The 26,682-nt window shown below is 66.0% G+C and carries 24 protein-coding genes and 4 pseudogenes; 12 read left to right on the top strand and 16 right to left on the bottom strand.

The features are described from left to right. Positions 1-16: 16 nt before the first annotated feature. Together BACI348_RS05950 and BACI348_RS05945 are read left to right on the top strand one after the other, a co-directional pair. Positions 17-1,210 (top strand): Gfo/Idh/MocA family protein, encoded by a 1,194-nt coding sequence (locus BACI348_RS05950; protein ID WP_159824380.1) that lies wholly within the window; start codon positions 17-19, stop codon positions 1,208-1,210. Positions 1,211-1,349: 139 nt separating this feature from the next. Continuing rightward, a complete protein-coding gene (locus BACI348_RS05945; RefSeq protein WP_159824379.1) occupies positions 1,350-1,586 on the top strand; it encodes a hypothetical protein in 237 nt (78 codons plus the stop codon). A gap of 88 nt (positions 1,587-1,674) precedes the next feature. Here the strand turns inward: BACI348_RS05945 and BACI348_RS05940 are convergent, their stop codons facing one another. From BACI348_RS05940 to BACI348_RS05920, 5 genes are all read right to left on the bottom strand, one after another. Beyond that, on the bottom strand, positions 1,675-2,334 hold the full coding sequence (locus BACI348_RS05940; protein WP_159824378.1) for a dihydrofolate reductase family protein: 660 nt from the start codon (positions 2,332-2,334) through the stop codon (positions 1,675-1,677). An 85-nt stretch (positions 2,335-2,419) separates the two neighbouring features. After that, on the bottom strand, positions 2,420-3,400 hold the full coding sequence (locus BACI348_RS05935) for an NAD-dependent epimerase/dehydratase family protein (RefSeq protein ID WP_159824377.1): 981 nt from the start codon (positions 3,398-3,400) through the stop codon (positions 2,420-2,422). Next, positions 3,397-6,096: an alpha/beta fold hydrolase gene (locus BACI348_RS05930; protein ID WP_159824376.1), complete on the bottom strand. Its 2,700-nt coding sequence runs from the start codon at positions 6,094-6,096 to the stop codon at positions 3,397-3,399. Before BACI348_RS05930 ends, BACI348_RS05935 begins: the two co-directional genes overlap by 4 nt. Next, positions 6,090-7,112: a 3-oxoacyl-ACP synthase III gene (locus tag BACI348_RS05925; protein ID WP_159824375.1), complete on the bottom strand. Its 1,023-nt coding sequence runs from the start codon at positions 7,110-7,112 to the stop codon at positions 6,090-6,092. The genes BACI348_RS05930 and BACI348_RS05925 overlap by 7 nt, the downstream gene beginning before the upstream one ends. 270 nt (positions 7,113-7,382) lie before the next feature. After that, a complete protein-coding gene (locus BACI348_RS05920) occupies positions 7,383-7,526 on the bottom strand; it encodes a hypothetical protein (protein WP_159824374.1) in 144 nt (47 codons plus the stop codon). A gap of 116 nt (positions 7,527-7,642) precedes the next feature. Here BACI348_RS05920 and BACI348_RS05915 point away from each other — a divergent pair, with 116 nt between their 5' ends. After that, positions 7,643-8,572: an NADP-dependent oxidoreductase gene (locus BACI348_RS05915; RefSeq protein WP_159824373.1), complete on the top strand. Its 930-nt coding sequence runs from the start codon at positions 7,643-7,645 to the stop codon at positions 8,570-8,572. Positions 8,573-8,861: 289 nt separating this feature from the next. Here BACI348_RS05915 and BACI348_RS05910 read toward each other — a convergent pair whose 3' ends face one another. From BACI348_RS05910 to BACI348_RS05880, 7 genes are all read right to left on the bottom strand, one after another. After that, positions 8,862-9,965, bottom strand: a complete 1,104-nt coding sequence (locus tag BACI348_RS05910) for an oxidoreductase (RefSeq protein WP_159824372.1) — start codon at positions 9,963-9,965, stop codon at positions 8,862-8,864. Positions 9,966-9,973: 8 nt separating this feature from the next. After that, entirely contained in the window at positions 9,974-10,264 is a 291-nt protein-coding gene (locus BACI348_RS05905) for a hypothetical protein (RefSeq protein ID WP_159824371.1), read from the bottom strand. Positions 10,265-10,358: 94 nt separating this feature from the next. Continuing rightward, on the bottom strand, positions 10,359-11,084 hold the full coding sequence (locus BACI348_RS05900; RefSeq protein WP_159824370.1) for an SDR family oxidoreductase: 726 nt from the start codon (positions 11,082-11,084) through the stop codon (positions 10,359-10,361). Between the two features lie 17 nt (positions 11,085-11,101). After that, positions 11,102-11,869, bottom strand: a complete 768-nt coding sequence (locus BACI348_RS05895) for an SDR family NAD(P)-dependent oxidoreductase (protein WP_159824369.1) — start codon at positions 11,867-11,869, stop codon at positions 11,102-11,104. Next, the gene (locus tag BACI348_RS05890) at positions 11,856-13,247 is read right to left on the bottom strand and encodes an MFS transporter (protein ID WP_159824368.1); all 1,392 of its coding nucleotides are present in this window, start codon (positions 13,245-13,247) and stop codon (positions 11,856-11,858) included. The genes BACI348_RS05895 and BACI348_RS05890 overlap by 14 nt, the downstream gene beginning before the upstream one ends. Continuing rightward, complete coding sequence (locus tag BACI348_RS05885; RefSeq protein WP_159824367.1) at positions 13,244-14,134, bottom strand: polysaccharide deacetylase family protein; 891 nt, start codon at positions 14,132-14,134, stop codon at positions 13,244-13,246. The genes BACI348_RS05890 and BACI348_RS05885 overlap by 4 nt, the downstream gene beginning before the upstream one ends. 41 nt (positions 14,135-14,175) lie before the next feature. Further along, entirely contained in the window at positions 14,176-15,204 is a 1,029-nt protein-coding gene (locus BACI348_RS05880; protein ID WP_159824366.1) for an asparaginase, read from the bottom strand. 267 nt (positions 15,205-15,471) lie between these two features. Between BACI348_RS05880 and BACI348_RS05875 the strand changes: the two genes are divergently transcribed. Then, positions 15,472-16,521, top strand: a complete 1,050-nt coding sequence (locus BACI348_RS05875) for a LacI family DNA-binding transcriptional regulator (RefSeq protein WP_159824365.1) — start codon at positions 15,472-15,474, stop codon at positions 16,519-16,521. Positions 16,522-16,577: 56 nt separating this feature from the next. Here BACI348_RS05875 and BACI348_RS05870 read toward each other — a convergent pair whose 3' ends face one another. After that, entirely contained in the window at positions 16,578-18,023 is a 1,446-nt protein-coding gene (locus tag BACI348_RS05870) for a PucR family transcriptional regulator (RefSeq protein WP_159824364.1), read from the bottom strand. A gap of 119 nt (positions 18,024-18,142) precedes the next feature. On the opposite strand from BACI348_RS05870, the gene pxpA reads away from it, so the two are divergent. Genes pxpA through BACI348_RS05845 form a run of 5 tightly spaced genes read left to right on the top strand, consistent with a single transcriptional unit; the run spans position 18,143 to position 22,398 of the window. Further along, complete coding sequence (gene pxpA / locus BACI348_RS05865; protein WP_236557465.1) at positions 18,143-18,892, top strand: 5-oxoprolinase subunit PxpA; 750 nt, start codon at positions 18,143-18,145, stop codon at positions 18,890-18,892. Positions 18,893-18,922: 30 nt separating this feature from the next. Continuing rightward, complete coding sequence (locus BACI348_RS05860) at positions 18,923-19,162, top strand: acetyl-CoA carboxylase (RefSeq protein WP_159824363.1); 240 nt, start codon at positions 18,923-18,925, stop codon at positions 19,160-19,162. A 2-nt stretch (positions 19,163-19,164) separates the two neighbouring features. Beyond that, the gene (locus BACI348_RS05855; RefSeq protein ID WP_159824362.1) at positions 19,165-20,517 is read left to right on the top strand and encodes an acetyl-CoA carboxylase biotin carboxylase subunit; all 1,353 of its coding nucleotides are present in this window, start codon (positions 19,165-19,167) and stop codon (positions 20,515-20,517) included. Continuing rightward, complete coding sequence (locus BACI348_RS05850; protein WP_159824361.1) at positions 20,514-21,422, top strand: 5-oxoprolinase subunit B family protein; 909 nt, start codon at positions 20,514-20,516, stop codon at positions 21,420-21,422. The genes BACI348_RS05855 and BACI348_RS05850 overlap by 4 nt, the downstream gene beginning before the upstream one ends. Continuing rightward, complete coding sequence (locus BACI348_RS05845) at positions 21,412-22,398, top strand: 5-oxoprolinase subunit C family protein (protein ID WP_159824360.1); 987 nt, start codon at positions 21,412-21,414, stop codon at positions 22,396-22,398. The genes BACI348_RS05850 and BACI348_RS05845 overlap by 11 nt, the downstream gene beginning before the upstream one ends. A 147-nt stretch (positions 22,399-22,545) precedes the next feature. On the opposite strand, the pseudogene BACI348_RS21080 reads toward BACI348_RS05845, so the two are convergent. The 3 pseudogenes from BACI348_RS21080 to BACI348_RS20995 form a co-directional block, all read right to left on the bottom strand. Beyond that, a pseudogene (locus tag BACI348_RS21080) lies at positions 22,546-22,614 on the bottom strand (helix-turn-helix domain-containing protein); the annotation flags it as partial. A gap of 189 nt (positions 22,615-22,803) precedes the next feature. Then, positions 22,804-23,352, bottom strand: a pseudogene (locus BACI348_RS05835) (aminotransferase class I/II-fold pyridoxal phosphate-dependent enzyme); the annotation flags it as partial. After that, positions 23,332-23,524 (bottom strand): annotated as a pseudogene (locus BACI348_RS20995) (Lrp/AsnC family transcriptional regulator); the annotation flags it as partial. The pseudogenes BACI348_RS05835 and BACI348_RS20995, both read right to left, overlap by 21 nt. 43 nt (positions 23,525-23,567) lie before the next feature. Between BACI348_RS20995 and BACI348_RS20990 the strand changes: the two are divergent. From BACI348_RS20990 to BACI348_RS05820, 3 genes and pseudogenes are all read left to right on the top strand, one after another. Then, positions 23,568-23,627 (top strand): annotated as a pseudogene (locus BACI348_RS20990) (hypothetical protein); the annotation flags it as partial. After that, the gene (locus tag BACI348_RS20895) at positions 23,625-25,001 is read left to right on the top strand and encodes a thiamine pyrophosphate-dependent enzyme (protein WP_328699917.1); all 1,377 of its coding nucleotides are present in this window, start codon (positions 23,625-23,627) and stop codon (positions 24,999-25,001) included. The pseudogene BACI348_RS20990 and the gene BACI348_RS20895, both read left to right, overlap by 3 nt. Before the next feature lie 208 nt (positions 25,002-25,209). Continuing rightward, positions 25,210-26,643 (top strand): MFS transporter, encoded by a 1,434-nt coding sequence (locus BACI348_RS05820; RefSeq protein ID WP_236557464.1) that lies wholly within the window; start codon positions 25,210-25,212, stop codon positions 26,641-26,643. Positions 26,644-26,682: the final 39 nt, after the last annotated feature.

Genomic DNA, 26,682 nt, shown 5'->3' with positions numbered 1-26,682 from the left:
CAGAAAGGGGCACCCTGTGTCATCCGAAAAAGTCCTTAAGGTCGGCATCGTCGGCCTGGAATTCGGCGCCGAATTCATTCCCATTTATCAGCAGCACCCGAACGCTGAAATGTATGCCATCTGCCAGCGCACCGAATCCAAATTGAACGAGGTCGGCGACCAGTACGGGGTCGAGGTCAGGTACACCGACTACGACAAAATGCTGGCCGACCCCAATATTGACGTCATCCACATCAACACGCCTCTGCAACTGCACGCCGATCAGGTGGTCGCGGCACTGGAAGCCGGCAAGCACGTTGGCTGCACCATCCCGATGGCCACCTCCGTGGAGGACTGCAAGCGCATCGTCGACGCTCAACAGCGCACCGGGCTGACGTACATGATGATGGAAACCACCCTCTACAGCAGGGAATTCCTGTACCTCCAGGAGCTCTACCGGACGGGCGCCCTCGGGAAAGTCCAGTTCCTTCGCGCCTCACACCATCAGGACATGACCGGCTGGCCCTCCTACTGGGATGGCATGCCGCCCATGTACAACGGCACGCACGCCATCGGACCCACCCTTGGACTGGCCGGAAACCAGGCGGAGTACGTCCAGTGCCTGGGTTCCGGGAGCGTCTTCGACCGTATGAAGGAACAGTACGGCTCCCCCTTCGCCCTGGAATCGACGCACATCAAATTCCTTGACAGCGATACAGGTGCGGAAGTAACAAGGCACCTTTGGGCCGTAGCCCGTGAATACCGCGAAAGTTTCGACGTATACGGTTCTATCCGGTCCTTCGAATGGGCACAGACAGAAGATGCAGCCCACGTGCTGTATCTCGGAGAAACACCTGAACGCATCACGGTTCCCGACTTTGCAGACCGTCTTCCCGAACCCATCCGGCACTTTACGACAGCCGGGGTCTACACCGCGGGAGGCGAAACGGAGCACCGTTCCTTCGTTCAGGGCGGAGGCCATGGCGGTTCCCACCCGCACCTGGCCGACCGTCTGTTGCAGGCCGTCCTCGGCACCGCGGAGCCGTTCCCGAACGCCGTCCAGGCGGCGAACATCACCTGCTCGGGCATCCTCTCGCACGAATCGGCGATGCGGGGCGGTGAGCGCGTCTACCTTCCGGAGTGGACCCTGACCGACGCGAAGCCAACCGTGATCGAACTTGACCAGGACGTACAGCCGCCCTGGGCGAAGGAAGATGCGCTGACCCGCTAGCAGAAACGTCCCAGCCGGCCGCTCTGAGGAAAATGCGCTTTCCTCAGAGCGGCCGGGCCTCGGGTACTTGCCACCAGCTCCAATCGATGTGACCTACTGGGGCGCCAGCCAAATGACGCAGAGACAAGAAAGAGACACCATGCCTGGTAGCCATGCTGCAGCGGCTGGCCTCGGCCGTTTCCCGGGGATGATCGAGGTACATGTGGAAAGGGCCGCAGAGCTCGACCAAGCCCTGGCCAAGGCTGTCGACATTATTTCGAAAGCCGCGCACGAACACCGCACCGGAATCATGATCACCCGTATAGGCACAGGCCAATATGTAGTACGTGCTCACCCTGATGTTCCGTTCGGACTGACACGCCAGGTTTACACCTGACAGCATGCGCCAGCGGTTCCCCTGCCGACCCCCTCGGCAACCCTCCGATCCTACCTGCCGGCACAGCGGATTGAGTCAGGAGAGCCGTTTACACCACTGCGCGACGGGTGAACACCATATGGACAACTCCGCTGGGAGAAGGGGTCGCTTCAACGGCGAAGCGGTCTTCGAGTCTTTCGAGTCCGTCCCACAGCCGTTCGCCCCGGCCCAGGATGATCGGTACGAGGACGATGTGCATGTGGTCGATCAGGTCGGCCTCAAGGAACTGCCGCACCGTGCTGGCCCCGCCGCCGATCCTGACGTCCAGGCCGTTGGCCAGTGCCCGGGCCTGTTCCAGCGCGGTGGCGGGGTCCGCGTCCACAAAATGGAATGTTGTGCCGCCTTCCATCTCGAGGACCGGCCGGGGATGGTGGGTCAGCACAACCACAGGGGTGTGGAACACCGGGTTATCGCCCCACCACCCCCTCCACTCCTCGTCCTCCCAGGGACCACGTTGAGGGCCGAACTTGTTGCGCCCCATGATTTCTGCGCCGATGCCGGGCCCCCACTGGCTGGCGAAGGCCTCGTCGACCCCGAAGGACCCTTCCGTTTCCCCGTGGAGGCCCATCGCGCGGAAGGTCCGCGTCTCGAAGGCCCACTCCATGAGCCTCATGCCCGCGTGGCCGAACGGAGCCTCCAGTTGCTGGCCCTCACCGGTGCCGAAGCCATCGAGGGAGACCGAGAAGTTGTGCACGCGGACAAGGGACATGTCATCTCCTGAGGTGTAGTTGACAGTCACTGTAGGGCGGTCAATGCCCACCGCTCAAGATTTCCCCGGCGCGGTGCGGCGTTCATCAACCCGCACTTCCGGCACCGTAGTGCCCGGCCAGCCTCGCCAGCCCCTCATCGATGGAGACCTCCGGAGTCCAGTCGAGCAGTTCCCGGGTCTCGCGCTGGTCAAACCAGTGTGCTGTGGAAAGCTGCTCGGCGAGGAACCTCGTCATCGGCGGCTCCTCGTCCTGCCGGGCCCAGGTCCAGAGCTTTTCCACCACCGCTCCGGCTGCCCGCGCCACGGCACCCGGCACCGACCACGACGGCGCCGGCACGCCGCCCGCGGCGCAGATGCCCGCCAGCAGCTCGCCCACGGGGCGGGGCTCGCCGTTGGTCACCACCAGCGCCCGGCCATGGACGTGCTGCATCCGGTGCAGCGCAGCGACGATGGCCGCGGCCGCGTTGTCAACGTAGGTGGTGTCGATCAGGGCCGCGCCGGCGTCGAGCAGCGGCAGGCGTCCGACGGCGGCACGCGCCAGCACCCGTTCCACCAGTTGGGTGTCTCCCGGCCCCCACACAATGTGCGGGCGTACCGCCGCGACCCGGAAGTCCGGGGCGTCCGCGGCCAGCGCCAGCAGCTCCGCTTCGGCCTTGGTGCGGGAGTAGTCACCGTGCGCCCGCTTTGGGTCGGCCGGCTCGGCACCTAGACCGGCGATAGCGGCCCCGGAATTGGCCACGGACGGGGAGGATACAAAAACCACGTCCCGCACCCCTGCCACCCGGGCAGCCTGAAGCAGGCGGCGGGTTCCCTCGATGTTCACCTCGTCGAACTCCGCCGCGCGGCCCGTGAACGAGACCTTCGCAGCGAGGTGGATGACGCCTTCCGCACCCTGGACGGCTTCCACGAGCACCGCCTCGTCGGCGAGGGCCCCGCGGAAGTCCGTAGCGCCGTCGACCCCTGACGGACGGCGCTGGAAGGTGGCTACGTCATGTCCCTGCCGTACCAGCAGCTTTGCGACCTCTCCCCCGAGCAGTCCGCTCGCTCCGGTGACGAGGACCTTCATGGCTTCCCCGGCCGGCCGCCGGCCAGCACCCGCGAAGCCCAGCGGGACAGGCGGCCCCTGTCGATCTTGGCATTGTGCCGGATGTCTGTGGGCTGCGCCGGGACCTGAAGCACGGCGGAGACCTGGACGCCGACGTCACGGGCAGCCCTGCGGACCTCCCCGGCGAGCTGTGTCCCGGCCGGGCCCGCTTTCCGGGCGGGCGGAACGGTCTCGACGACGGCCACCACGGCCTGGGTGCCCGCCGGTCCAACCCCGGCGATCGCCGCCAGCCGGACACCCTGCAGTCGCTCAATGGCCTGTTCGGCACCCACCGGCGTCACCACCGCACCCGGCGCCGTGACCACATGCGCCAGCCGTCCCTCCACCCACAGCCGGCCGGCGGCGTCGAAATGGCCCACATCGCCGGTCCGGTGCCAGCCGGGAACGCCGGCGCTCTCCTCCTGGGTGAGCCACAGCCGGTCGTACGCTTCCTTGACGTGCGGGGCACGGACCAGGATCTCACCTGTCACACCGGGTTCGGTCACGGGGTCAGCCCCGGGCGCGGTGCCGTCCGCCGCCAGCGGGATCACGGCCACGCGGGCGCCGTGCACCGGCTTCCCCACGCACACGCCGTTCCCTGCTCCCCGCACGGAGCCGGCGGCAGCATCGGCGTCGGCCGCCTGGATCTCCTCGAGGCTGATGTCCGTGACCGGCAGCGCCTCCGTCATCCCGTACGGCGTGTGCAGCGAGGCGTTGGGCAGCAGCCCCTGAAGCTCTGCGAGAAGCGGTTCCGGAACGGGCGCACCGGCGGACAGCAGCAACTCCACGCCTTCCAGCGCCTTGTGCCCTGCTGCTTCCAGTCCGTCCCGGGTGGCCAGGACATTGCGCAGCGCGGCCGGCGAGGCGAAGACCACCGTGGCGTTGATCGCCGCCGCAGCGCTGGCGAGGGCGCCCGCGGTGAGGGTGCGCGGCGCCGTGACGTCCATTGCCGGGGTCACGGACACGGCTCCGAGCGCCGGTCCGAGCAGGGCGAACGGTGCGAAGCCTGCCACCAGCCGCCCGCCTGGACGGATCCCGAAGGTTTCGGCCACCGTGTCCCGCATCGCGGCCAGCTGCCGGTGGCTGTAGAGCACGCCTTTGGCGGGACCGGTGGAGCCGGAGGTGAAGAGGACGGCCGCCGGCGCGTCCGGATCCACAGGGTCCGGATCCACGCCGTCCGGCTGCCGGCCGTGTCCGGCCCCGGACCGGGTGAGGGAATCGAGCGAGTCCTCGACGCCCAGCATCCGACGGCGGGCGGCCGGGAGGTGGCGCACGCTGATCCGCCGGCCGGGCCAGCCAAGCACCGAGGCTGCCGCGAGCGCCCTGTCGATGCCGATGAGGAAGTCAGGGGTGGCGCCTTTCACGGCGCGGCTCAGGCCCTTGGTTCCCAGCCCGGCGTCGGCCACCACCACCACGGCGCCCAGCCGAAGGCAGGCGTACAGGGCGGCGGTCAGGTCCACCCCGGGCGGAACCATGAGGCTGACCCGGCTGCCGTTTCCCACTCCGGCTTCCCGTAGCCCGGCGGCGAGGTCCAGGATGTTCCGGTCCAGCTCCTGCCAGCTCAGCGAGCGGGCCAGCGTCCCGTCCGGCGCCATTTCGGCGACGGCGGTTTCTCCTCCCGCCGGCCCTGCCGCCTGTTTGCCCAGCAGGTCCCACAGCGGCCGGAAGGCCGGTGCCGGTTCTGCCGCATCACCGTGGTCCCCGCTGGCAGCTATGGCTTCGGTGTCCGGCGATCCGTCATTCCTGGCACCAACGTTCCCTGCGAGCCAGTGGAAGACCGGCGCGGCAATGTCCCGGTCCTCCGCCACCAGATGACCGGCGCCTTCGAAGCGGTGCACTTCGGCGTGCGGAAGCCGGCCGATGAGGTCCTTGAGGTACCGGTCCGAAAAGATGGGGTCGCGGGGGCCCCAAAGCATCAGCGCGGGAACCTTCAGCCCGCGTAGCCCTTCTGCCACGCCGCTGAGCGCCGGGAAGCTGGGATGCGCGGCATCCACCGGAATGTCTGCGACGAAATTGCCCACCCCGGCCCGGCGGTCGGCTCCCCTGTAGGGGGCCACGTAGGCGTTGCGGATATCGGCGGCCAGCGGCGGGTGGGCCAAGGAATGCGTCACCCGCAGGAAGGCGTCCGACGTGGTGGTTCCCCACGTGTGCACGGCCGGGTGCAGGGCAAGGCGAAGCGGCGCCGGGATTACCGAATCTGTGGGCTGGTGGACGGCCGTGTTGGTCAGGACCACCCCGGCGAGGAGTTGCGGGTGGGCCAGGGCCCACCCCAGGCTGATCACGCCGCCCCAGTCGTGGCCCACTGTCACCACGGGACCCTCGAAGCCGAGCGCGTCGGTGAGGTCGGAGAGGTCATTGATCCGGTCAGCAAGCCGGCGGAAGGTGCCGGTTCGCTCGGAGTAGCCCATGTCCAGCTGGTCCACTGCGACAACGCGCCACGGATGGGCCTGGTCCGATCCTGCCGCCAGCAGCGTCCGCCACAGATACGACCAGGTGGGGTTGCCGTGCACGCACAGCAACGTCCCGGCGGGCGTCAGGCCGTGCTTGGCAAGCTGGGCGCCATTGTCCAGCACGTGCCAGCGGCGCACCGCGCCGGGCGCATCGGCGTCGGACGTGGAGGGCACGTCAAGCTCGCGGGACCACTCGGGATCGACGCCGGGCCAGCCGGCGGTTACCAAACGATTTCCATCATTGCGGTGTTCAGCCCCGACCCGACGCCCATGCAGAGCACCCGGTCGCCCACCTCAAGGGACTGCGCTTCGGCGGCGAGGGTCATGGGCAGCGAGGCCGGGCCCACGTTGCCCCAGTGCGGGAACGTGATGGGAACCCTGGCAGGATCCAGGTCAATGGCGTCGATGATGGCCTGGGTGTAGGCGTTGCTGACCTGGTGCGTGACGTACCGGTCCATGTCCGCCCAGTCCCACTCCGCCCGGGCTTCGCGCCAGGCGTCGACGACGAGCTGCAGGCCGCCGTCGAGCAGGCCTTTCGTGTCGGTAGCCATGCCGTCAATACCGCCCACGCACAACTCATGGTGTTCCGTGCCCGCGCGCATCACGCCGCCCACGATCCGGTGCGCACCGGGGTGCTGATCAGCCGGGCCCAGGACAGCGGCCGCAGCTCCGGAGCCCAGAGTGAGTGTGGCAAACTCCCGGTTGAAGTCCTCACGCGTGGTCTCGGGCCGCTGAAGCCGGGCGAGCGTCGCTTCCTGCGTGGCTTCGGCGTCCTCCGCGTTGACGATCATTGCGTACTTGACCTGTCCGGAGTCGATCATATTCGCCGCCAGGGTCAGGCCGTTCACGAATCCGAGGCACGCGTTGGCCAGGTCGAAGTTCATGGCCGACGACGGCAGGCCCAGTCCATGGTGGATCTTCACCGCCACCGAGGGCTCAAGGTTCCGCCGCGTTACCGAGGTGTTGATCAGCAGGCCGACATCGGACGCTTCAACGCCGGCTTCGGCCAGGGCCTTTGCACCCGCTTCGGTGGCAGCATCGTCAAACGACGTCCCCGCCGCCCACCACCGCCGGTGCGTTACCCCGGCAACCCGCTCCAGCAGCCGTGGCGGGAACTTCAGCCGGTGCAGGGTCGAGGCCAACCGGCGGTCGAAATCCGTGGAACTCACGATTCTCGGAGCCTCGAGGCTGCTCACCGAAAGCAGCGCCGTGTTCCTGTGCCGGAAGGTTGCATTCCCTGCCATTCAAGCCCCTGTTCATTTCAGCCATGCGCTCCTGCGGTGACTGTATAAGCGCAATCCCAAAGCCTAACTGTGCCCGGCCGGCCTCCCGCATATTTCCCCCGCCAGCAATGCCCGGGACTGGAACTCCAATGATAAGCCTGCTTATCATGAGTTCATGCCTCGGCGGCCTCCTGACTTGGCCCGCAGCGCTAAAATCCGGGGCTTGCTGTCGCACGCCCGGCACCAGCACAGACGTGTCCTTCATGTACGCCTCATTCTGCTGAGAGCGACTCATGATGCGCGGCGGAATTCTCCCGGCCGGACCTGGACGATGAAAGGCAGCGGCAGCTGCGTCGGCTTGTCGCCGATGGGCTGGTCGAGCAGCTCGTTGATGGTGCTCTGCCCCTCCAGCTCGCCGTTCCGCCTGATGTCCATAAACCGACCCTAAGGGCCCGACGGCGGGACCGGATCCCATGACACGGGGCATGTTCGATACACGACTTGCCCCCGGGTTCGGAATAGCGAAGCATGCCTGTGCCAGTGTTGTAGGCATGAAGGCAATCACCTACAGCACCTACGGAAACCCGGACGTCCTCGAATACGGCGACCAGCCGATGCCAAAGGTCGGGCCCGGCATGGTCCTGGTCAAAGTCAAGACGGCGGCAGTGAACCCGGTGGACTGGAAGATCATGGCCGGCGGACTGGACGCCATCATGGACCTGCAGTTTCCCGCCATCCCCGGATGGGATGTGGCAGGGGTTGTGGAGTCCGTGGGCATCGATGCCCGGCAGTTCCAGCCCGGTGACGAGGTCATCGCTTACGGCCGCAAGGACTATGTTCACGGTGGAAGCTTTGCCGAGTACATCGCGCTGCCGGAGCGGCTCCTGGCCAGGAAGCCTGCCTCACTCGGGTGGACCGAGGCGGCGGGCCTGCCGCTGGCCGGGCTCACCGCCTACCAGGTCCTCAACCGGCTGGGCCTGAAAGCTGGCGAAACTGTCCTGATCCACGGTGGCTCCGGAGGCGTGGGCTCGCTTGGCATCCAGATCGCTGTGGCCATGGGCGCCAGCGTCATCGCCACCTCTTCGCAGAAGAACCACGAGTTCCTCCGTTCCCTGGGCGCCGAGCCGGTTGCCTACGGTGAGGGGCTTGCAGAACGCGTCCACGGACTGCGCCCTGATGGTGCGGACGTCGTGGCCGACTTCGTCGGAGGAAACCTCGAGGCAACCCTCGCCGTGCTGGCCGAGGGAGGCAGGCACGCATCCATCGCCGACAGTGCTGTTGAACAGCATGGAGGCGACTGGATGTGGGTCAACCCGGTGGGCGCCGACCTGCAGGCACTCGCCGACCTGGTGGACAGCCGGAAGATCCGTGTGGAAGTTGCCGAGGTCTTCCCGCTGGACAAGGCCGCGGATGCCTTCCGCGCCAACATGGAGGGCCATACCCGCGGGAAGATCGTTGTAGCCGTGGACCACAATTCCTGATCCGGCAGCCGCCGCCTGATCTCCGCCACGGCGGGCCCCGCCATCGCAGGCCCGCGGAACGATGCCGGGACGCCGTCGTCGAACACTGCCTGAGCGGCGCCGAAGGCAACAACAACGGCGCTGAAAGCGAACGAGCGCAACGGCTCCTTCGGCCTCCAGAACCCCGGTAGCCGCCTGGTTTCAGCCGCAAGAGCAGGAAGGCCCTTGCCACGAACGGCATGGGCCTTCCTGCAGGTCTGGCAAGTCCGGACACACAGGTGGAGTCTCACCCCCTGACGTGTGGTCCCGTCTAGGCTGATTCCTCCAGTTCCCAGTCCTTGACGTCCGCCAGGGGCGCGAAGACGGAAAGGTCCAGTTCGCCGAATTCAAGGTTGTTCCGGACCAGGTGTGGCCAGTTCCGGTTGGCCAGCGCACCCTTGCCCAGCGCAATGAGGTCCGCCGAGCCCTCGGCCAGCAGGGAGGCGGCGCTGGCCGGGTCGTCGAGCTTGCCGTTGGCGATCACGGTCACTCCGGAGTACTGCTTCGCCAGCGCAGCCAGGGTCTGCGCTGCATCCTCGAATGCGGGCGCGGTGGCGCTGTATTCGGTGGTGTGAACAAAATCGATCCCGGTGGCACCGAGCGCGGCGAAAATGGCCTCGGCTTCCTCCACTCCCCCGCTCCACCTGTGGTCCGGGTCGCTGACCTTGGACTGGGAGATGCGGATGCCCACGGTCATGTCCGGGCCAACAGCGTCGCGGATATCCCGGCAAATCTCAGCAGCGAAGCGCACCCTGTTCTCGGGTGAGCCGCCGTAGTTGTCGGTGCGCTGGTTCAGATAGTCCGTAAGGAACTGGTCCAGCAGGTACCCGTTGGCGCCATGGATCTCAACGCCGTCGAAGCCGGCCTGCTGCGCGTGCAGCGCCGCCCTGACAAAGCCGTCCCGGACCTCCTGCATCTGGGCGGGGGTGATCTCCGCAGGAACCGGGAACGGGCCTTCGCCCCGGTAGAACCCGAGCTGCTCGCCCTTGGGTGCCACGGCGGACGGTCCCACCGAGGAGTGCACAAAGCGGTTTCCCTGGCTCTGTGCCCCGGCGTGCATCAGCTGGGCGAAGATCTTTGCGCCCGCTGCGTGGACACCGTCCACCACCATGGCCCAGGACTGGGCCTGCTCCTCGGTGGCGATGCCGGGCTGGTGGAGGTAGCCCTGGCTGTGGGCGGTGTCCGGATAAATGCCTTCCGTGATCAGCAGCCCGAAGCCGCCCCGGGCGAACCTGCGGTAGTAGGAAGCCATCCGTTCCGTGGCGTGCCCGTCCTCCGTGGCGCTGATCCTTGTCATGGGAGCCAGCGCCACCCGGTTGTCCAGGTCGGTCGAACCGATCCGGACGGGGTGCCAGAGCGGGGTGTAATCAGTCATGAATCTCCTTAGGAATAAATGGTTGCAGCAGGCTCCGGCACAACCCCGCCCGGCTGTGCCGCACGGGCGGGCAGGCCGGCGTTGGCTGGATCAGCCACGTAGGCCTGCCGGCGCCTCTGCAGACGGTCCAGCACGGATGCTTCCGTGAAACAGCCGAGCACAGCGGACCAAAGTTCTTCAACGGTCTGGCACTGCCGGGATCCCCCGGAGGGGCCCGACATCATCCAGCCTTCTTTCAGCGCGGTCACCTTGGGGGCTCCCGGGAGGCCGGAACAGACGGCGTTGACCGTGCTTGCCACGATCAGATGTTGCCGCATGCTCCGCACCGGCCCCAGGACAGGATCGGCAACGGTAGTCCTTCCGCAGGCACCACACATGTCCGCTCCCTTTCCTTTAAGGCATTACGTCGCCGGAGTTTGGCCCCAGCGTCTGCCCCACAAACAGGTTTCCGCCCGGATCGCTGGCCAGCAGCAAGGCGGCGGGGGCCACCTCCGCCGGCGTGCCGAAGCGGCCGAGCGGAAGCTCGGCGCGCTTGGCGGCCTTCCAGCTTTCCGAGATGCCCTCCACCAGGGGAGTTTCAATCGGGCCCGGGGCAATGCAGTTTACCAATACGTTGTCCGCCGCCACTTCCAGGGCCAGGGCCTTGGAGAGACCCACCACCCCGGCCTTGGCCGCACTGTAGTGGGTCAGGCCCACGCCGCCCTTGATGGCCAACTGGGAGGCGATATTGATGATGCGGCCCCACTTGCGCTGCCGCATCTCCCCCACCACCTCCCGGCAGCACAGGAACACGCCGGTCAGGTCCACCGTAAGGGTCTCGTTCCACGTGTCCAGGGACATGTCCTCCAGGGGTGACTCGGTGAGCAGGCCCGCGCTGTTGACCAGCACGTCCACCGAGCCGAGGCGTTCGCGGGCTGCCGCGAAGGCGGCTTTCACGCTGGCTTCGTCGGCCACGTCGACGGCGATGGTCCCGTTGCCGCTGGCCCTATCCATGACCACCACGCGGTCCCCGTTGGCCGTGAAGGCGGCGGCAATCGCCGCGCCGATTCCACTCGCGCCGCCGGTGATCACCACGCCGCGCCCTGCCCGTTCCGGATGGCTTAGTGCTGCGTCATTCATGTTGTCCAGTCCTGCTCCTAGGCGCGCATCTTGACGGTGAGGCCACCATCAACGATCAGGGATTGTCCGGTCACGTACCGCGCGTCATCCGAAGTCAGGAAGCCGATAACACTGGCCACTTCCTCCGGTTTGCCCACCCGGCCCCACGGGATGTCGTTCCCGGCCCGCTTGAGCCCTTCCGGGCCCAGCGAGTTGACGGGGTCCAGGGACTGCGGGGTCTCAATGAGCCCGGGGATCACGGCGTTGGCGCGGATCTGGCGCGGACCCAGTTCCACGGCCACGCTGCGGACCAGGCCAAGCAGCCCGGCCTTGGCGGCCGCGTAGTGGGAGTGTTCTTCCCAGCCGTAGACGCCGCCGGCGATGGAGGAGATGGCCACCATGGAGCCGCCGTCTGTCATCCTGGCGGCGCCTGAACGCAGGGTGCGCAGCACTCCGGTGAGATCGACGTTGAGCATGTCGTTCCAGCGCTCGTCCGTCATCTCGCCCAGCGAGGCGTTGCGGAGGATCCCCGCATTGGCGACGGCGTAATCCAGCCGGCCGTACTCGTCCACGGCCCGCTGGGCAAAGACCTCCACCGACTCGGTGGACCGGACGTCCACCTCCTGGATGACAGCCTCACCGTTGGCCTCTTTGACCAGGCGAAGGGTTTCTTCGGGATCGTGCGGATCTCCCGGGAAGGTGCCGATGACTGACGCCACTCCCTGGCGGGCATAGTGGACGGCAAGGGCGCGGCCTATCCCGCTCGCAGCGCCGGTGATGATGGCAACTCTGTTAGGCGACGTCATGGGGGTGGTCCTCCAGGAGGGCTTCGACCGGGGGCTTGGCGGCGAACATGAGCAATCCGGAGATCAGTGTTCCCAGCGCGCCGACCCACAGGGCGGCAGCCCCGGTGCCGGATCCGGCGGCGATGGCGGTGAAGATGGCACCGCCGATGATGGTGCCGGGCTGGCTCATGGCGCCGATGAACGCGGTTCCCGTGGCGCGGCAGCTGACCGGGTAGCACTCGGCCATGAAGTACTGGATCGCAGCGTAGGGACCCACCAGGAAGAACAGGCCGGCGCCGTAGGTGAGGATGATCATGAACGGGCTGGTGGCAATCGGGCTGAGCATGACAGCGAAGGAGATACCGGAGATGATCCAGCCGCCGATGATGGTCTTCTTACGGCCGATCCGGTCGCCGAGCCAGCCGTGGAAGACGTAGCCGAAGTACGCGAGCAGGTTGATGACGATGAGCATCCAGAAGGCATCGGAGAGTTCCACGCCCTTGGCGTTCTTCAGCACCGAACTGCCCAGCACGCTGAAGATGGTGATGCCGAAGAAGTTCAGGATCCAGGCGAGGGAGAAAACAATGGTGTTCCGGCGCAGGTGCGGTTCCCAAATGCGCTTCAGCGGGGCCGTGGAGGAGTGCTCCACGCCGTAGGACTTCGCCAGGGCGTGAGCTGCCTCGGTGTCACCCTGCTTTTCGAGCTCCGTGAGCTTGTGGTGGAGTTCGAACTGGGGCGTTTCCTTCAGCTTCTTCGAGATGACCCAGACGATGAGGAATGCCGGGACGGTTGCCATGAGGTACAGGGCACGCCAGCCAAGGGTGGGAAGGAATGCCAGGGCCAGTGCGCTGGCCAGCAGGAAGCCGAGCGGCCAGCCGCCCTGGATGAAGGAGTAGTAGAAGCCGGGACGCTTGCGCTTCTTTTCATCCTCGGTGACCTGGTAGACCTCGTTCATGTAGGTCGCGTTGACGGCCTGCTCCGAGAAGCCAAGGCCACCGAAGGAACGGACCAGGACCATCAGCCCGTTGCTGATGAACGGAATGCCTGTGGGGATCAGCGCGGTGATGCCCGAGACGGCGGCGGTGCCGCCCACGGTGACCATCATGCCCTTGCGCCGTCCGAGCCGGTCGATGACCGGTCCGATGCCGAAGCAGACGATGGCGGTACCGACGGCGATCCAGGTGTTGATTGCGTAGGCTTCGGTTTCGGTCCAGCCGAAGTCCTCCTGCATCGCCGGCAGCAGTGTGCCGAAGAGGCCGTAGTCGAAGACTGCCACGGTCCAAGCAAGGAGCGCGATGGTGGTGGCGATGGTGGTGTTCTTCTTGGAGAACGGGGGCAGCTTGCGCTTCTCGTCCGACTGGGGCGGCGTCAGGTCAATCCGCGTGGTGGGCGTGCTCATGAGTTGCTTCCTTTACGTGGGTTCCGGTCAAGGAAGGTGTCAGCAATCTGGTCAAACGTCTGCCAGCGGACGCCTTCGTGGGAGTTGATGTGTTCAATCAGCCGCTCAAGCATGAGCAGGACCTGCGGGCGCCCGGACACGTCCGGGTGGATGGTCATGGTGAAGACCGCCTGGTCCATTTCCCGGTAGACCCAGTCGAACTGGTCACGCCACATCTGCTCAATGTCGCGGGGGTTGACGAAGCCGTGGGAGTTCGGAGCCGCCTTGATGAACATCATCGGAGGCAGGTCATCCAGGTACCAGTTCGCCGGAATCTCCACCAGGTCCGTCTCCTCGCCGCGGACCAGCGGTTCCATCCAGGTTTCGGCGTCCTTGGTGTAGTCGATCTTCTTCCAGCTGTCGCCGACGCGGACGTAGTACGGCTCGAAGTCGCGGTGCATCAGGGAGTGGTCGTACTTGATGCCGCGCTCGAGGAGGATCTCGTTCGTGACCGGGGAGAACTCCCACCATGGGGCGACGTAGCCGGTGGGCCGTCGACCGGAGACCTTCTCGATCAGCTCGATCGAACGGTCCAGGATGGCGGTTTCCTGTTCCCGGGTCATGGCGATGGGGTTTTCGTGCGAGTATCCGTGAACGCCGATCTCGTGTCCGGCGTCAACGATCATCTGGGTTAGTTCGGGGAAGGTTTCAATGGAGTGGCCGGGCACGAACCAGGTGGCCGGGAGCCCGTATTTCTCGAACAGCCGGATGAGCCGGGGTCCGCCGACTTCTCCGCTGAAAAGCCCGCGGGAGATATCGCACGGAGAGTCTTCGCCACCGTAGGAGCCGAGCATTCCTGCGACGGCGTCCACGTCGACGCCGAACGCTACTTGTATGTCCTTTGCCATGGGTATTTACCTTTCAGTGTGTTTGTAGTTGGTGCTTGTGCCTATTCACCGGGACGGGCAGGAAGGTTTGCCCTGCCGGCGAAAACTTGTGCGATCCGGTCCCTCGGGGTGCCGAGCCGGAGCAGAAGGCTGAGCAGGATGAGCGACTGGGAAGGTCTGAGCAGTCCCGAGGGTATGGCGCCCGCCGCCCTCAGGTCCGCGCCTCCGCCATTGCCATAAACGGGCACCACGGCTCCGGCGTCGACGCGCGTGCTCGTTACGACGACGACTCCCGCGGCGGTGGCCGCGGCGACCTCGGCACACAACTCGGCATTGGCATTGCCGTTTCCTGTCCCTTGCAGGACAATCCCGTCGGCGCCGGCCTCCAGCGCGGCCCGCAGGAGGGTGGCATCCGCCCCGGGGTACGAAGGGATGACGTCCACGCGCGGTGAACCGGCTTCAGGCCGGGTGAACGGCAGCGGCGCATGCCTGGGAGGAGCCTCCCAGAGCCGGACTTCCCCAGTATCGGAAACCTGGCCGGCGGCTCCGAAATCGGGGTTGGCGAAGGCCTCCAGCCTCGTCGTGTGGCTTTTCCGGACTCCGCTGGCCGGGAACACCGTGCCGGCGAAGGCAACCAGCACTCCCCTGCCCCTCGCCTTGGGAGAACCGGCGACGGCGATAGCGCGCGCCAGGTTCGCCGGCCCGTCAGGGGAAGCCGAGTCCGCCGCCAGTTGAGCCCCGGTGAACACCACGGGCCGCTCATCGTCATGGACAAGCTCGGCGAGGTAAGCCGTCTCCTCCATGGTGTCGGTCCCATGGGTCACCACAACGCCCAGCACCTCGGGATCCTCGAGCGCTTCCCTGATGGTTGCGCAGATAGTGATCATGTCGTCCACGGCCAGCAGGTACGAACCCTTCTGGAAAACATCAACCACCCGCACCGGATAGGAGGCCGCCGAGCCGAGGCTGGCGAACACCTGTTCTCCGGTGTCCGAGGCCACCGCGCCCGCCCCGGGGACCGTGGACCGCGAGGAAATGGTTCCTCCGGTGGCCAGCAGCACCACGTGGGCTTGCGAATCTGTGACGGTCATTTCCACTCCGTTTTGGTCGTGCACCTGCGGTCAGCAGGCCCAACCCAATCGATTGGGTTGGCAGGGCTAAAAAGTATTCAAGGGATGTTTCCGGGTTTGCGCGTCAACGTTTCGGGATTGTAAAACCAGTAACGTCGAGGGACGGGGCGCACACTTACCCAATCGATTGGGTGGCGCTTCGTAACTGTAAAATTGTGAGTCGGAGCACGTCAAGGGTTTTGCGGAAGATTTTCCTGGCGTGCAATTGGAGAACATGTTGGGGAGCGAATGAAGGACAACGGCGCAGGGGGCCAGGCGGTCACGCTGAAGGACCTGGCGGTCGAGCTCGGAATTCATCCGTCCACGGTCTCCAGGGTCCTGCATTCAAGCTCGGACGTGGCAAAGGGAGCAGCCTCCGCTGCTACTGCAGAGCGCGTGCGGGAGCTGGCACGGAAACGCGGCTACTCCCCGGACCCGCAGGCCATGGGCCTCCGGACCAGGCGGACCGGCCTCCTCGGGGTGATCGTTCCCCGGCTGTCAGACCTGGTTCTTGCCACCATGTACGAGGGCATTGAGCAGTCCGCAGCTGAGCTCGGCTTTTCCACCTTCGTGATGAACTCCCTGGATGACCCTGCCGAACAGCGCCGGAAAACCGACATCATGCTGGCTCGAAGGGTGGATGGGTTGATCATCGGCGATGCGCATCTGGGCAGCGGCCTGCTGCCGGAACTGACGGCACGGAAAGTTCCATTCGTCCTGATGAACCGCCGGGCACAGGGGTACCCCTCGGCCACGTGCGACGACGTCCTCGGCGGCGAGCTGGTCGCCGAGCACCTCTGGAATACCGGCCACCGAAACGTATCCGTGATCGCCGGGGAACCCTATGCCAGCACGGCTATTGATCGCACCGCCGGCTTCGTGGACCGGTGGAAGTCCTTGGGCGGCGAGATCGACGACACCGACGTCGTCTGGTCCCGATTCGACACCGCCGGAGGCCGTGAAGCAGCCGAAGCGATTCTCTCGAAACGCCGGCCGACGGCCCTTTTCGCCGTGAACGACTTCGCCGCCATCGGCGCGATGGGAGCTCTGCGGTCCCACGGCCTCACCGTGGGCAAGGACGTGGCAGTGGTGGGATTCAACGACACCTCGCTGGCCGCGGAACTGCCCATTCCGCTGTCCTCCGTGCGCTCGCCGATGCTTGACATCGGTCGCACTGCTGTTCAGCTGCTTCAACGTGTCCTCCGCGGTGAGGACGTTGAAGCAGTCAGACTGAAGCCGACGCTCCACGTACGGGAAAGCAGCGCCCAAGCCTGCCCCGATCCCTCCGGAACGCCGTAATTCCCGCATTTTCCGCCCTGCAAGGAAAGTTTGCGCGGGCTAACCCGGCGGTCCTGTTAGCTGCCGGCACCCACGATGCTCAGGGCGAGCAGGCAGGTGGCGCGAACCTCGCCGTCGGACAGGTCGATGTGCAGGAGTTCTTCGATTTTCCGCAGCCGGTAGCTCAGCGTGTTCCGGTGGATGAAGAGCTCATTGCAGATCTCCCGCGAACTTCCGCTGTGGCGCAGGTAGGCGTCCAGGGTATCGCGCAGTGCTCCGCTGCTGTCTGCGGCCAGCGGCGCCAGGAGGCGGTGGGACATCCCCAGCAGGCCCTGGCTGGGCAGCCCCCGCACAATGCCTGCCAGGTCGGCCACCGGAGCCCGGCGAACGCCGGGCCTTCCTACCTGGCGTCGGGCCAACTGGAGCGCCAGGGACAACTCGCTGAGGCTTCCGGACTCTGAGACAACCACCGACAGCTCCGGCGCGTCGGTGAAAAACCGCTGGACGGCGTCAATCAGCTCGACCGAGCCCGCCGGTTGCTGCACCAGCAAGGTGGTGAGCCCCGATTCCTCCATGAAACGCACCGTGCCGTAACTGTCCTGGAGTCCCACGCGCGCGCGCCACGCGACAGCTCTCAGCTTCGCCGGGGCTTCTTGTTCGGCCCCGCCGATGAGGACCGCGCCCCACTCCCCGTCCGGCTCGAAGCCGGTTTCAACGGCATAGCGGCGCAGCGGCGCGGAGGGGGCCCCTGCCCCCTCGTACAGCGCTTCGATAAATCGGGCGGCCTCACGCGAATGCAGCGGTGAGCGTGACCCCAGTGTGTAGCTCAGCTGCATGGCGATAACGGCTGCCACCGGCCCCAAAATGGGCTGCAGCACCACGCTGCTGTTGATCCCCTCAATGATCAGTTGGAAGCGGTGGGAGTCACCGCTGGGGAGCCGGAGCGTACTCCGGGCCGTCTCGGCGCCCGCTGCTCCGGCTGAAAGGAGCTCGAAGGAGTTGTGGTCGACAACTGCAACCCGCGCTTTGACGGCGTGGGCAACGCGCTCGAGAACCCCGGCAAGGGAGTGGCCGTCGGCCGCAAGCCGGGTGCATTCGTCGGCCAGTTCCCAACCCGCACGCATCTCTGCATGCCGCTCCGAGGCGATGACCAGATCGACGTGCCGCATCACCAGCAGGAAGGGCACGTCCGGCGGCAGCTCCAGCAGTGGCAGGCCGTGGGCCTCACATGCCTGGATCAAACCGGCGGGAAGCTCACGGTGTGCGGCGCCCAGGCCGAAGACGAGCCCGGCAACAGGTATCGAAATGAGCCGCTCAACGTAGGCGTCCCAAATCCGGTAGTCCCTGACGTTCAGGCCCATCCCATTCGTCAGCACCAATGCATTGACGCTAAGGAAAGGCGTGGGATCCATATGCTCCGTCGGAGCGCACCACGTGATGGGCCGGTCCAGCAGGCCCTCGCCTCCCGTCACACGCAAGCGGATATTCAGATCGGGGTCCTTCACCAGATCGGAAATGCGCATATAAGCCTCCAGAGGGACGGGATTCACCCGACCATTAGTGCAACTTCAACAGTTGGAGCCGGCAGATTCAGCAGTCTGCACCATACCCGCAGTCCTTACCGTTGGGTAGCGTTTCCCCCATGCAAAAAACTGTGCCCCCTGACACTTCCGGCCGTGCACTCCTGAACTCCGACATGGGCGAAGGGCTCGGTCTTCACGAGTTCGGCAACGACGAGGAGCTGATGCGCATCATCGACGTCGCAAACGTCGCCTGCGGCTACCATGCCGGCGATCCCGACGTCATGAACCGCACTGTGGCACTTGCCGCGGAGCATGGAGTGGCCGTCGGCGCCCACCCCGGCCTTCCGGACAAGGTGGGGTTCGGACGCCGCCGCATGGCGCTCACGCCCGAAGAGGTCGAATCGATCATCCTGTACCAGACCGGGGCACTCACCGCATTCCTCGGAAAATACGGGCTCGAACTCAACCACATCAAACCCCACGGCGCCCTCTATGGCATGCTGGCCGGTGACGAGGAACTGATGCAGGCAGCCGCCGGAACAGCCAAGCAGTTTGGTGTCCCTTTCTACGGCCTGGCCGGCACAGCCCATGAAACGGTGTGCCGGGCGATGGGTGTGGAATTCGTTGGCGAACTCTACGTTGACCTGAACTACGGGGCTGCCGGCGAACTCCTGATCCAGCGCCGTCCGGAACCCACCGACCCCGAAGCCGCCGCCGAGCGCGTCCGGCGCGCCATCAGCGGGAAGCCCGTCCTGGCCGTCGACGGCACGGAACTGGACATCTCCTTCCAGAGCATCTGCGTCCATTCCGACGCACCCAACTCCACCGCCGTTGCGTCTGCCGTCCGCGCAGTCCTCGGCTCCCTCTGACCTATCCCACCAGCTGAAAGCGAAAAACAAGTGGCAACCATCGTCTCCCCGCTTCCCGGAATCTTTTACCGCAAGCCCGGCCCGGGCAAACCGCCGTTCGCTAACGAAGGCGACACCATCGAGGTGGGACAGACCCTGGGCATCGTGGAAATCATGAAGCAGTTCACCGAAATCCAGTCCGATGTGGCCGGCGTCCTTGAGTCCTTTGAGGTCAATGAGGGCGACATGGTCAACCCCGGCGATGCCATCATCGTCATCCGCGAGGGATAGCTGTGAAAAAACTACTGATTGCCAACCGCGGCGAGATCGCGGTAAGAATTGCCCGCACTGCCCGCGACATGGGCATCGAGACCGTCGTGGTGGCAAGCGAAGCCGACGCCGATTCCCTGGCGGCCCGCTCGGCTGACCATGTAACGGTCATCGGCCCGGCCCCTGCCACGGCCAGCTACCTGAACCACGACGCCGTCATCGCGGCCGCGCTGGACAACGGCTGTGACGCCGTCCACCCGGGCTACGGTTTCCTCTCCGAAAACTCCTCGTTCGCCCGCAAGGTGGTCGACGCCGGCCTGATCTGGGTCGGCCCCGACGCGGCGGCCATCGAGATGATGGGCAACAAGTCGCTGGCCAGGGAATCGGCCCGGAAGTCCGGCGTCCCTGTGCTCAAGGGCTCGGACGGGCCCCTCGACCCCGGGGCCGACGCCCTCGAAGTTGCCCGCGGGATCGGCTATCCGCTCGTGGTGAAGGCCTCGGCCGGCGGCGGCGGCCGCGGCATCCGGTTCGTCCACAGCGAAGACGAACTGCTGGAGACGATCGAGATGGCACGCGGCGAAGCGGCCTCCGTCTTCGGCGACCCCACCGTTTACCTGGAACGCTTCGTCCAGCATGCCCGCCACGTGGAGGTGCAGGTCCTGGGCGACGGCACCAACTTCATCCACCTCGGAGACCGGGACTGCTCCATGCAGCGACGCTCGCAAAAGGTCATTGAAGAAGCACCGGCTCCGGACCTCCCCGACGCCGTGCGCGAGACCATCCGGAACTCCTCGGTGGAACTCGCCCGGGAATGCGGCTACAGCGGGGCCGGAACCGTCGAATTCCTCTATGACCCGATCAACCACGAAGCCGCGTTCATTGAGATGAACACGCGCATCCAGGTGGAGCACCCCATCACCGAGCAGATCACGGGCATCGACCTGGTGCGCGAGCAGTTGCTCATCGCGTCCACGGGATCCATGTCGGTCCGGCAGGAAGACGTGCACTTCAACGGCCACGCCATCGAATGCCGCATCAACGCCGAGGATCCGGACAACAACTTCTTCCCCAGCCCGGGCCGCATCCAGGCCATGGAATGGCCGTCCGGCGAGGGCATCCGGGTGGACACCGGCGTCGAGGCTGGATCCGTGGTGAGCCCGTACTACGACTCCATGCTCGCCAAGCTGATCGTCCACGCCGCTGACCGCGAAGCAGCCACCGCCGCCATGCTCTCTGCGTTGGCGGAAACGCACATCGAAGGGGTCAAGACCACTATCCCGGTGCACAAGACGTTGCTCGCACGGCCCGAATTTGCAGCCGTGACCCACCACTCGAAGTTTATTGAAACCGCTGCGGACCTAATGGAGGCACAATGACCAGCCCAAGCACTGCTGCCGTGCAGCAGGCCCGCTATACCTGGGGCGGCGACGAATTCCTGTTCGTAGAGGTCGCGGAAGCCATGAGCCTCGCCGCCAACTTCAAAGTCATGTCGCTCGCCAGCAAGCTGTCCGACGCCGGGATTGCCGGCGTCGTGGACATCTGCCCGGCGAACGCCTCGCTGCTGGTGAGATTCGATCCCGCCGTGCTGGCGCCGTCGGCCCTGGAAGAAACCATCCGGAGCTTCGAACAGGACCTGGGAAACGAGGAGGAGCAGACGCTCGACACCCGGATCGTTGAGGTCCCCGTCTGGTACGACGATCCTTTCACCGCCGAGGTGGCGGAGCGCTTCCGGGAAGGGTTCCACCAGGAGCCCGGTGGAACCGACATCGACTACGCGGCCAAGGTCAACAACCTCAAGGACGCCGCCGAGTTCATCCAGCGGCATCACGAACAGCCGTGGCTGGTTTCCATGGTGGGCTTTGTGGCCGGGTTGCCGTTCATGTTCCAGCTGGTGGAACAGGACAAGCAGCTGGAAGTACCCAAGTACTTGAGCCCGCGGACCGACACGCCCAAACTGACCGTGGGGCACGGAGGATGCTTCGGCTGCATCTATTCAGTACGCGGCGCTGGCGGGTACCAGATGTTCGGCGTGGCCGCCGCCCCCATCTTTGACCCTGCCCAGGCGCTGGAAGACTTCAAGGACTTCATGGTGTTCTTCCGTCCGGGGGACATCGTGAAATTCAAACCGGTGACGGAGGCCGAATACAACGCCATCCAGGCCGAGATCTCCGCCGGAACCTTCCGCTACCGCCAGGCGCCCGTGACCTTCGAGCTGTCCAAGGCACTGGCCGATCCCGAAGGCTACAACCGCCAACTCATGGAGGCCCTCAATGGCATTTGAAATTGGAAACCCGGGCCTTGCCACCACCGTTCAGGACCAGGGACGCACCGGCCACTACAACGTGGGCATCCCGCAAAGCGGTTCCATGGACCAGTACTCGGCTGAACTCGGAAATGCCCTGGTGGGAAACACCGCACGGGAAGCAGTCCTGGAGTGCACCTATCTAGGCCCCGTGCTGACCACTGACAGCGATGCCGTCATCGCCGTCACCGGAGCCCCTGTGGACGTGAAGGTCAACGGGGAGTCACGGCCCCAGTGGACCCGCCTGCTGCTGAAAGCCGGAGACCAGCTCTCGTTCGGCGTCATCCAGGGCGGCACCCGCTACTACATCGCAGTGCAGGGCGGCATCGACGTTCCCGAAGTGCTGGGCAGCAGGTCCACGTACAGCCTCGGCGCGATCGGTGGATTCAAGGGCCGGAAGCTTGAGGCGGGGGACGTCATTCCCGTGGGCGCTCCACTCAACGACGGAAAACTCCCTCCGGCCGACTCTGTTCCGGAGGAATTCCGGCCCGTTTTTGCCAAAGAGCAGCAGGTCCGGATCGTCCTGGGGCTGTACGACCACCGCCTCACGGACGAAGGCCTGGGCAACCTCCTGAACGAGGAGTGGAAGGTGACGCCGGTGGCTGACCGGATGGGCCTGCGCTACTCCGGGCCCGGCGTGAAATGGAAAGAGCGCGAACAGCCATTCGGTGCAGGCTCGGACCCATCCAACATTGTGGACGCGGGGTACGCCGTTGGATCGATCCAGATCCCCGGCGGCACCCAGCCCATCATCCTGCACCGGGATGCCGTCTCGGGTGGCGGCTACGCCATGGTGGGCACCGTCATCAGCGCCGATATGGATCTCGTTGCCAGGGCGGCACCAGGAACGGCCACCACCTTTCAGGCGGTAAGCCTCGAAGATGCCCTGGAGGCGCGCCGCGATCTTGCGGAACACCGCAACAAGGCATGGTCTGAACTGGGCGCCAGCCGCTGACCGGTGGTTGGCGGGTCCCCCGCACCGGGAACCCGCCAACCACCGCAAGGCCCTACAACCGCTCAATGTCGCCTCGTGTGAGGTTGCGGTAACGCAGAGCGAGGGCAAGTTCCAGCAGGTTATTTAGCCGTAACGGGTCATACCCGGTTAAGGTCTGTATTTTTTCAGTCTGTGGGCCACTGTGTTGATGTGCACAAAGAGGCTCCGCGCGGCTTTGGACGGGAAAAATCGTTATCCACCAACGCCTGAAGTGTCTGCGGCAGCTGCGGGTGGTCTTCAAGCGGCCGTAATCGGCCGGCCATCAATGCATTGGCAGTCTTGGTTTGATCCAGTTGCAAAGAGTCGACCAAGACCGATTCATAGGTGACAACGGTCTGCTGCCGCTCCTGGCGCATGCCCACATGCGCTGCGGACAAAGGCCTCGAGGCGGTCGTGGCTGATCGGCACGCCGGTGGGATTGTTGGGCGTGCACAGCAGGATGACCCTGGTGCGGTCGGTGACGGCGGCGGCCATGGCATCGAGGTCGTGGCCCTCCAGGTGGTCCAGCGGGACGCGGACCGGCCGTGCGCCCGCGAGCTCCACCAGGATGGGGTAGGCCTCGAAGGAGCGCCACGCGAAGATCACTTCATCTCCGGCATTGCACAGTCCTGTCGTGATCTGCTGGAGGACGCCCACGCTGCCGGGTCCCACCGCAACCTCCTCGGCCGTGACACCAAGGTGGCGGGCAATCCGTTCGCGGAGTTCGACGGCGGCCATGTCCGGGTAGCGGTTCATGGCACCGGCCGCTGCCACCACCGCAGCCGTGGCCGCGGGCAGGGGCTCGTAGTGGCTCTCGTTGCTGGCAAGGGCCGCGATGTCCGTGCCGGCGCTGCGCCGGCCCGGGACGTAGGACGGGAGGCCGGTCACTGCGGCACGGAGGGTGGGCGCGCAGTGTCCGGTCGTACCGGGCGGCATCAGTTCGACGACGGAAATGGCGGTGCTGGTCCGCTGGATCCCGTCGATGGCCAGGATCTGGTTGGTCCGGGATGGCCGCGAGCCCGTCCTCCACGGCGCCGGTCCGCGTCTGGCTGATGGAGAGCGAGAGGAAGGCCATGAGTTCGTAGCCGAGCGCGGCGGGGTCCAACCGCACGTCGGGGCGGCTCGCGGCCGGCACCACCACCTACGGCCCCGGCTACACCAACGCGCTCACCGCCCTGGCCGAGGCAGTCCAGGCGCAGATCCCCGTTGTGCTGGTCACCGGGGACGCACCCAGCAGCGGCGCCCGACCACAGGACGTGGACCAGGCGGCCATCGCCGCGGGCCTCGGCGCGGCCACCTTCACCGTCACCCGCGACGCCGCGGGCTCCATCACCCAGCAGGCGGTGGAGTACGCACTCACCAAGCGCACCGCCGTCGTCATTGCCATCCCCTACGACCTCGCGGCCCTCGAGGCTGAAGACGAGGAACTTCCTGAGCCGCAGGGTGCCAAGGTGACGGACGACGTCGCCACGGACCTTGGGCAGGTGGCCCGCCTTCTCGCCGGGGCGAAGCGTCCGCTGATCCTCGCCGGCCGCGGGGCGCACCTTGCCGGCGCCGGACCGGAACTGCGCGAACTCGCCGACCGGCTCGGCGCCCTGACGGCCGGAACCGCCTTGGCGCTCAACCTCCTCAGAGGCGAGGGGTACGTGGGCGTCGCTGGCGGTTTCGGCACCGACACGGCGGCCGGGCTCATGGGCGAGGCGGACGTGGTCCTGGTGGCCGGTGCCAGCCTGAGCCCGTTCACCCAGCGGTTCGGGCACCTGCTGGGCGCAGACAGCACGGTGAACCAAATTGACAGCGCCCTGCAGCCCACGAATCCCCGGGTTGACCTGTTCGTCAGCGCGGACGCGAAGGCTGCCGCGGGACGCCTTCTTCAACTGTTTGATGACGCGGCTACGGCTCAAGGTTGGCGCGCGGAAGCTTCTAAGCGTCTGGCCGAAGCACCGGCCCACCACCCGGGCTCGGACGAGACGCCGGACGGACGGCTGGACCCGCGCGCCCTTGCCACCGCGCTGGACGCCGTGCTGCCGGAGTGCCGCACGGTGGTCCAGGACGGCGGGCACTTCCTCGGCTGGGCACCCATGTACTGGAACATTCCCCGGCCGCAGGACCTGGTGATGGTGGGGACCGCCTTCCAGGCCATCGGGCTGGGCCTCGCGAGCGCCGTCGGGGTGGCGCGTGCCGTGGAGGACGGCCGCACCCTGGTGCTGGCTTCCGGCGACGGCGGTTTCCTGATGGGCCTGGCCGACCTCGAATCGCTGATCGGTGCGGCGAAGAGCGCCATCGTGGTGATCTACAACGACGCCGCGTACGGAGCCGAAATCCACCAGTACGGCTCCCAGGGCCTGACCGAAAAGCCGATGCTGATCCCCGAGGTGGACTTCAGCGGGATCGCCCGGGCCTTGGGCGCCGAGTCCGCGGTGGTCCGTTCCCTGTCGGACCTTTCCGCGCTGACGGACTGGATCGACGCCGGCGCCAAGGGCACCTTCGTGGCCGACTGCCGGATCACCTCCAGCGTCCGAGCCCCGTGGCTAAGCGAATGGATGAACGCCAAGCAAGCGGCGAAGGTGGCGGCAACAAGGTGATCTCGGAGCTTCCGACGCCCATACGGTATACAAAAAGTCTTCTTACTTCGCACCTATAGAAAAAAACTTCCTTGTAAAATAAGGGCTGTATCGAATATTTAGCCTGCTCGAAACCTCCACGAAACAGCATTTGGGATACAAAATAGGTATCCCTTTCGGCGCCGACCCTGTCGGAGCCGGATCCCCATCTCATGCCGTGGAGTTACACATGACTGCTGTATCCCGCACTTCCGCGTCACCGGCACCGTCATCGGGCGGTACCGTCGCCTCAGTCCTTGATTCGATCGGATTCACCCGCGCCCAGTTCTGGGTTTTCATGCTGATCCTCGCCGGGGAATTCTTCAACACGCTCGAGCAGAACTCGGTGGGAGCCATGGCCACCCACATCAAGGGATCGCTGCAGATCAGCGACGTCCAGCTCACCGCCATCAACACCGCCACCGTCATCGGCGGCCTCATAGGCCGGGTGCTGGCCGGCTGGCTGGCAGACCGCTATGGCCGCCGCTTTTCGCTCAGCTTCAACCTTCTCATTTACACCCTCGGCGGCCTTTTGAGCGCCTGCGCCTTCGACTACGAGATGCTCCTGGTCAGCCGGCTCATCGTCGGCATCGGCATCGGCGGTGAATTCATGATCGGCATCGTCATGCTGTCCGAGATGGTGGCCACCCGGTTCCGCGGCATCGCGATCGGGGCCATCAACGTCGGCGCCGGCGGCCTGGGCAACTTCCTCTCCTACGGACTGTTCCTGCTCCTGCTGGGACCGATGGAAACTCCCCTGGGCGGCGAGGACGCGGTCTGGCGCTGGTCCTTCGTGATCCTCGCCGTCCCGGCGCTCCTGGTGGTGCTGTACCGGCGGCGGCTGCCGGAGACCCCGCGCTTCCTCCTCTCCAAGGGACGCGTGGCTGAAGCGAACCAGTCCCTCGCAATCCTCGCCTCCGATTCCCTCCGCCCCACCACGGACCGTCCGAAGGTGGAACTCACCGCGGACCACCTTCCCCCCATAACGCTCCGCTCCTCCCCCGCGGCTGTCTTCCACCGCCTCGTCCTCCGGCGCACGGCCGCCCTGGGCGTCGCTTCCTGGATGGCGTTCGGATCCCAGGTCACCCTGAACTTCCTGATGCCCACGCTCCTGGTGGAACGCGGCTACTCGGTGTCCGAAAGCCTCCTTTACACGATGATCATGAATATCGGCTCGCTGCTCGGCGCCACCACCGCGGCCGTCATCGCCGGAAAGGTCGGACGGCGCACCGCCGTCACCGTCGCCGGGGTACTCGGCTGCCTCACGGCGCTCGCCTTCGCCGGGTTCGGCAACAGCACCGCCACCATCCTGGTGTTCGGCGCGCTGTTCCAGTTCTTCACCATGGTCACCAACACCACCCTGGCCACCTGGACCGCCGAGGTCTTCCCGACGGCGATCCGCGCCTCGGGTGCGTCGATCGTGAACGGCATCGGCAACATCGCCGGCGCGGTGATGCCCTTCCTCGCCGTGGCCCTCTACGGCTCCTTCGCCTTCGCCGGCGTCTTCGGACTCGCCGCCGTAATGTACGCCGTGCTGGTCCTCGCCGCTCGGTTCGCTCCGGAAACCCGCGGCCGTTCCCTCGAAGACGTCAACGAGAACACGCTCGCCGCTTCCCACTCCTAAACCCCGGGGGTTCCGCCGGGACCCCCGGCGGAACCCCAC

It is taken from the genome of Arthrobacter sp. 9AX, from assembly GCF_902506095.1.
Lineage (GTDB): Bacteria > Actinomycetota > Actinomycetes > Actinomycetales > Micrococcaceae > Arthrobacter.
The sequence above is the reverse complement of the archived record's forward strand: the minus strand, read 5'-3'. Positions and strand labels throughout refer to the sequence as shown.

What these genes read in the sequence shown, in the direction of transcription:
- BACI348_RS05945 (WP_159824379.1), top strand. Translation starts at nt 1,350, where the DNA reads ATGCCTGGTAGCCATGCTGCAGCGGCTGGCCTCGGCCGTTTCCCGGGG.
- BACI348_RS05940 (WP_159824378.1), bottom strand. Translation starts at nt 2,334, where the DNA reads ATGTCCCTTGTCCGCGTGCACAACTTCTCGGTCTCCCTCGATGGCTTC.
- BACI348_RS05935 (WP_159824377.1), bottom strand. Translation starts at nt 3,400, where the DNA reads ATGAAGGTCCTCGTCACCGGAGCGAGCGGACTGCTCGGGGGAGAGGTC.
- BACI348_RS05925 (WP_159824375.1), bottom strand. Translation starts at nt 7,112, where the DNA reads ATGGCAGGGAATGCAACCTTCCGGCACAGGAACACGGCGCTGCTTTCG.
- BACI348_RS05920 (WP_159824374.1), bottom strand. Translation starts at nt 7,526, where the DNA reads ATGGACATCAGGCGGAACGGCGAGCTGGAGGGGCAGAGCACCATCAAC.
- BACI348_RS05915 (WP_159824373.1), top strand. Translation starts at nt 7,643, where the DNA reads ATGAAGGCAATCACCTACAGCACCTACGGAAACCCGGACGTCCTCGAA.
- BACI348_RS05910 (WP_159824372.1), bottom strand. Translation starts at nt 9,965, where the DNA reads ATGACTGATTACACCCCGCTCTGGCACCCCGTCCGGATCGGTTCGACC.
- BACI348_RS05900 (WP_159824370.1), bottom strand. Translation starts at nt 11,084, where the DNA reads ATGAATGACGCAGCACTAAGCCATCCGGAACGGGCAGGGCGCGGCGTG.
- BACI348_RS05895 (WP_159824369.1), bottom strand. Translation starts at nt 11,869, where the DNA reads ATGACGTCGCCTAACAGAGTTGCCATCATCACCGGCGCTGCGAGCGGG.
- BACI348_RS05890 (WP_159824368.1), bottom strand. Translation starts at nt 13,247, where the DNA reads ATGAGCACGCCCACCACGCGGATTGACCTGACGCCGCCCCAGTCGGAC.
- BACI348_RS05885 (WP_159824367.1), bottom strand. Translation starts at nt 14,134, where the DNA reads ATGGCAAAGGACATACAAGTAGCGTTCGGCGTCGACGTGGACGCCGTC.
- BACI348_RS05880 (WP_159824366.1), bottom strand. Translation starts at nt 15,204, where the DNA reads ATGACCGTCACAGATTCGCAAGCCCACGTGGTGCTGCTGGCCACCGGA.
- BACI348_RS05875 (WP_159824365.1), top strand. Translation starts at nt 15,472, where the DNA reads ATGAAGGACAACGGCGCAGGGGGCCAGGCGGTCACGCTGAAGGACCTG.
- BACI348_RS05870 (WP_159824364.1), bottom strand. Translation starts at nt 18,023, where the DNA reads ATGCGCATTTCCGATCTGGTGAAGGACCCCGATCTGAATATCCGCTTG.
- pxpA (WP_236557465.1), top strand. Translation starts at nt 18,143, where the DNA reads ATGCAAAAAACTGTGCCCCCTGACACTTCCGGCCGTGCACTCCTGAAC.
- BACI348_RS05850 (WP_159824361.1), top strand. Translation starts at nt 20,514, where the DNA reads ATGACCAGCCCAAGCACTGCTGCCGTGCAGCAGGCCCGCTATACCTGG.
- BACI348_RS05845 (WP_159824360.1), top strand. Translation starts at nt 21,412, where the DNA reads ATGGCATTTGAAATTGGAAACCCGGGCCTTGCCACCACCGTTCAGGAC.
- BACI348_RS05820 (WP_236557464.1), top strand. Translation starts at nt 25,210, where the DNA reads ATGACTGCTGTATCCCGCACTTCCGCGTCACCGGCACCGTCATCGGGC.